The sequence below is a fragment of the uncultured Corynebacterium sp. genome (assembly GCF_937999985.1).
Lineage (GTDB): Bacteria > Actinomycetota > Actinomycetes > Mycobacteriales > Mycobacteriaceae > Corynebacterium.
On record NZ_CALLDG010000050.1, the window covers coordinates 1 to 4520 of the forward strand.

General features: G+C 66.2%; 3 protein-coding genes. All 3 read right to left on the reverse strand.

Annotation, left to right across the window (positions count from 1 at the left end; translation table 11 throughout):
* Window positions 1-2652: UvrD-helicase domain-containing protein (locus tag Q0331_RS02135; protein ID WP_298074451.1), on the reverse strand; the 2652-nt coding region annotated here is incomplete at its 3' end.
* A 73-nt stretch (window positions 2653-2725) separates the two neighbouring features.
* Entirely contained in the window at window positions 2726-3625 is a 900-nt protein-coding gene (locus tag Q0331_RS02140; RefSeq protein WP_298074453.1) for a TIGR02569 family protein, read from the reverse strand.
* 8 nt (window positions 3626-3633) lie between these two features.
* Entirely contained in the window at window positions 3634-4509 is an 876-nt protein-coding gene (locus tag Q0331_RS02145; protein ID WP_298074455.1) for a DUF3152 domain-containing protein, read from the reverse strand.
* Between the last annotated feature and the right edge of the window lie 11 nt (window positions 4510-4520).

Below are 4520 nucleotides of genomic sequence, written 5' to 3' on the forward strand. Positions count from 1 at the left end.
TAGGAACGCACGTAAGGCACAGGTGCTCCAGCTCTCCAGCTTGGAGGGGCTCAATCGGATCTTGTCGCCGGCCAGCACGCGCGCGTCCGTGGAGGGTTCCGCCATGCCCCACCAGTCTTCGGGGGCTGCACCGTGCACTCCGGCCTGCGCCATCTTGGCCAGATTCCGTGCTGCCGCACGCCGTTCGTGGCCGGGCCGGTTGGGGTCGGTGACGGCATCGCGCAGCTCCGCCAGCAGCGATTCGATGGCCAGCACGCGCGGCAGCGCGCCCGCCCCGGCCCCGGAGACCTTGCTCCCCGCGGCAGCTTCCGCCTCGTCGGTTGTGGCCATTTCCGTGGGCTCCACGTCCATCTCGGCAATGAATCGGGAGGGCACCAGCGCCTCATCGCCGGAGTTTCGCACGCAGGTCACATGCACACTGTCGGTCGCGCGACTGAGGGCCAACAGGAAGAGCCTGCGTTCCTCCTCGATGGCATCGTTGATACGCGTCACCGGCACGCTCGGGTCGATCCCCCGGTCCAGCAAATCCACCAGCTCCAGTTGGCCGAAAAGCCCGCCGACGGTCGGTCCGGTCGGCCATTCGCCTTCTTGCACTCCGGCGATGGCCACCACCTTCCACTGGCGCCCTGCAGCCGCGTGGGCGGGCAGAATCTCTACTGCCCCGGCGCGCACGCCCCGCTGGTCGCGTCCGCCGGTGGGCACCTTCTGGGCGCGGAGGTTCTCCACGAAGCTCTCCACCTGCGCATGCGGGTTACGCTCCGCGAAGTCGCCCAGAATGTCGAACAGGCTTATGACCGCGTCCAGGTCCGCGTCGGCTTGCGCACCAAGCGATCCGCCCTTCAGCGCTTGCGCACGCAAGTGCATGTCCAGCTTGGTGGCCTGCCAGATCTTCCACAGCACCATCTCCGTGCCCTGGCGGTTCTTCCAAGCCTGCCGCCCGGCCTCTAGCACGGCGGATACGCGCTGGATGACCACCTGCTCGCGGGGTCCGCAGTGGCTAAGAATCCACTGATTGTCCGGATCGTCAGGGTGGTTCAGCAGCTCCGTGACGTAGTCCGCGGCCTGGAAGGGCCTGCCATCCTCGTGAGCTCGCAGCGGCTGCCCGGCCATCTGCGCGGAGCGGATTGCCAGCGCCACCGCGCGGTGTACGCGGCGCACCATCACCGGGTCCGCGCCACCCACGCTGCCTTCCAGCACAGTGTGCATTTCCGCGACAGTGAGATTCCGGTAGCTCGCTTCTGCGGCCAGCAGCAGCATCCGCACCAGGGGTTGCTCCGCCAGCACCACGGAGGTCGGGTCCACCTTCACCGGCACGCCGTAGGCCATCAGCGTCCTGCGCACCCGCGCGATGCTGCCGGTCCCGCGCACGATCACCGCGATGTCGTCCCACGCGACCTGCTGTTCGATGTGCGCGCGCCGCACCACATCCACAACCTTCAGCCGCTCCGCGGTCTCCGTTGGCGTGATCGTCACCTGCACGGCCTCGGCGCCTGCGGAACCTCCACCTGTCCCCTCCCCCGCACCGGCAGAGCGTAGCTCCACGCGGCTCGGCTGCGCGCCCAAGTGCCTACGGAGGGCGTTCACGGACTGGGCCGCAGGTGGCGTCAAACGATAAGAAGCGCTCAGAACCACCCGGTGGTCCGGGTTCTGCGAGTAGGAGTCCAGGAAGGCCTCGTCCGCGCCTCGGAAGTGGAAAACGCACTGGTCCGGATCGCCTGCGATGAGGGTCCGGGTTCCCGGCACCATGAAGCTTTCGATCAGCCGGGCGGAGGCCGGGTCCAGGTTGTGCGCATCGTCGACCAGCAGCAGCTTCACCTTCTCCCGCTGCCGCTCGACCAGTTGCTCGCCTTCCGGCTTCTCAAAGGCCGCCAAGGTCGCGTGCAGCAGCTCGGAGGCATTCAGGCTCTCCGAACGGCTAAGGCGCTGGACCTGCTGGTATTCCTCTTGGAAACACCCCGCGGCCTCCCACATCGGCCGGTCGTGTTCGACCCCTAGCTGCTGCAACTGCTTAGCCGACAGACCACGCTCGGTGGCACGCAGCAGCAGATCACGCAGCTGCTGGGCAAAGCCCGCGTAGCTCAGCGCGGGTACGACGTTGGCGGGCCAGTACCGATTACCGTCCTCCTCGGTGCCCCGCAGGATCTCGCGGATCTGCATGTCGTGTTCAGCACCCGTGATAAGCCGCGGCTGCTTCTGCCCGCGCAGAGTCTGCACGCTGCGGTAGAACGCGAAGGCCCACGAGTGCACCGAACGCACAAACGTGCCGGACGCAGCGTAGTCGCCCTCCCCCGCCATGCGCTGGTACAACGCCGCGCGCACGGCCGTCGCCGCTTCCTTCGACGGTGCGAAGAACATTATCTCGGACGCCGATCCCCCTTGCAGCAGGAAGTCCCGCGCCGCAGAGATCAGCAGCGACGTCTTGCCCGTGCCCGGCCCGCCGAGGACCGCGTAGGGCCGGGCGTAATCCACCTGCGCCGCCCCCTCGACCAGGGCTCCGGCCAGGCCGTCGAAAACCTCCGTTGGCTGGATCCCATCCGTGGGCTGCCCCAGCCGTACCTTCGGTTTACCGCTGGCTCCGAGGCGTTTTTCAAGATCGTGGTTGGGGTTTAGGGGTGGGTTGTTGTGGGGGCTTTTTAGGCTGTCGTGGTCCATGGTTCTAAGTCTGTCATGCGCCCCGGACAACCTTCCGCCGAACACCTTTTTCGTGTTCGATTATGGGCGGCGGCTAGCCTTCCCGCTTAGCCACCCAGGCCGCCACGACGTCGGCCACGCGCGCCAGTCCCTCCCAAGATTCCGGTTGGGAGTTCGGCAGCATGGCGTGCAGGAACAGCCGATACATCGCCGCCCGCAGCACCAGCTGCGTGAAGTCGGGCAGGTGCGCCCAGCGGTCCAACAGGGCATCCGGCGCGTTGCCCCAAGCCATCGTGTCCACGATCAGCAGGGCGACGCTCCAGGCGGCCGGGTGCCACGCTGGGTAAAGATCCGTGACAATGGGGTCGGCGGTGCCGTCGAAGATGGTGCATCCGGCGATGTCCCCGTGCACTAGCTGGTCATCCTCCACGATCGGTTCGCGCAGCTCGGCAAGGTTTGCGGCCTTCACCAGAGCGGCGGCCGCATCCTCCCGCGGCACGCTCTCGGGTGCCAGCACTGGGGTGACCCATTCCGCCGGATCCTCTGCGAATGCGGCCTGGTCCGCTGCGGCGAAAAGGTCGTGCTCGTTCCATTTCTTCCCCGCCACGGGCGGTGCCAGGAACGTCGGCTTCTTCTCGCCTCGCAGGGCCTCATTCAGCCGCAAGGCGGCCGCCACCATCTCGTCGAAGCGTGGCGACTGGTGGCCGGACATGAAAGTCCGCGCCCGCCAACCGGACACGCTAAAGCGCCCGTCGGAGGAGAAGATGGGTCGCGACATGGACACTCCCGCCGGGCGCACCTTCGACATGATCTTGGCGATCCACGCCGCCCGCGCCGGCTCGTCCGTCCGGGAGATCACCGCCCGGTCACAGCGCCACCCCTGGCTCCACTCCTGTTCCAGCAGTACCGGGTGCGCCGAGGGCACCTGAAAGCTGGCCAGGATGTGCGCCGGCGGCGGGGAGTTGAAGTCGCTGTGAGAATCTTCGTTGATCATGTGCTCGCTTATTTGCTGTTCTTGTACCCAAACGGGAACACCCACGGATTTGCCTTGCAGGTGTTCGGATTGTCCTTGAAGGCCTTGTCTGGGTTGATTTTATAGATCTCGGCGTTGTTCAGGCTGATGGTTTGTTGCATCATGATCGGCGCCAGCGCGCCATCCTTGGAACACGGCACGTGTGCTTTGTGCCCGATGCCGTGGCCGACCTCGTGGTTAATCATGTACTGCCGGTACGCGCCCAGATCCCCCTCGAACGGGATGGCGCCGCGCACCCAGCGCGCCTCGTTGAGCACCACCCGCCCCTCGCCCGGGAAGTTGCAGCTGGTCTCAATGCCATAGCTATCTCCACAGGTCGCGGCGGTGGTCTCCGGCGAGGTCAGCTGAATCCGCATATCCGGCTTCTTCCCCTTCGGCAGCTTCTTTTCGTCCACATGCTGGAAGGAGTACTGCGGATCGCCCACCCACGACTTCGGGTTGGCCAGGGTGGCGTCCACCATCGCGGCAAACGCATCGTCACCGCCGTAGGCCGAGGACTTCAGCGTCGTCTCGACCTCCACGACGTAGGTGAACTTCTTCTTCCCCTTGCCGAAGGTCTTGCCGGGCTCGCCGGCGGTGCGGAACTTCCCGCTGCCCTTCTCCGTGTACTTGCCGCCCGGGGGCAGGGAACCGAACTTCAGCCCATCGTAGCCGCCGTGTTCGGCGCCGGCCGAGCCGCCGTCGTCGCTGCTGGTAACCGCGACCTCACCGGTGGCCTGCGTGTCTTCCTCGTCGCCCAGACCATGCAGAATGCTGTACATGACCAGCAGGGTCACCAGCACAAATGCGACAGTAATCAGTATTACGCCACGGAAGCTAAACCGCCCGCGCTCGGGCTGCCTCATATCTGCGCCCG

Excerpts from the sequence above, each read along its gene's own strand:
- Q0331_RS02145 (WP_298074455.1), bottom strand. The coding sequence starts at position 4,509 with ATGAGGCAGCCCGAGCGCGGGCGGTTTAGCTTCCGTGGCGTAATACTG.
- Q0331_RS02140 (WP_298074453.1), bottom strand. The coding sequence starts at position 3,625 with ATGATCAACGAAGATTCTCACAGCGACTTCAACTCCCCGCCGCCGGCG.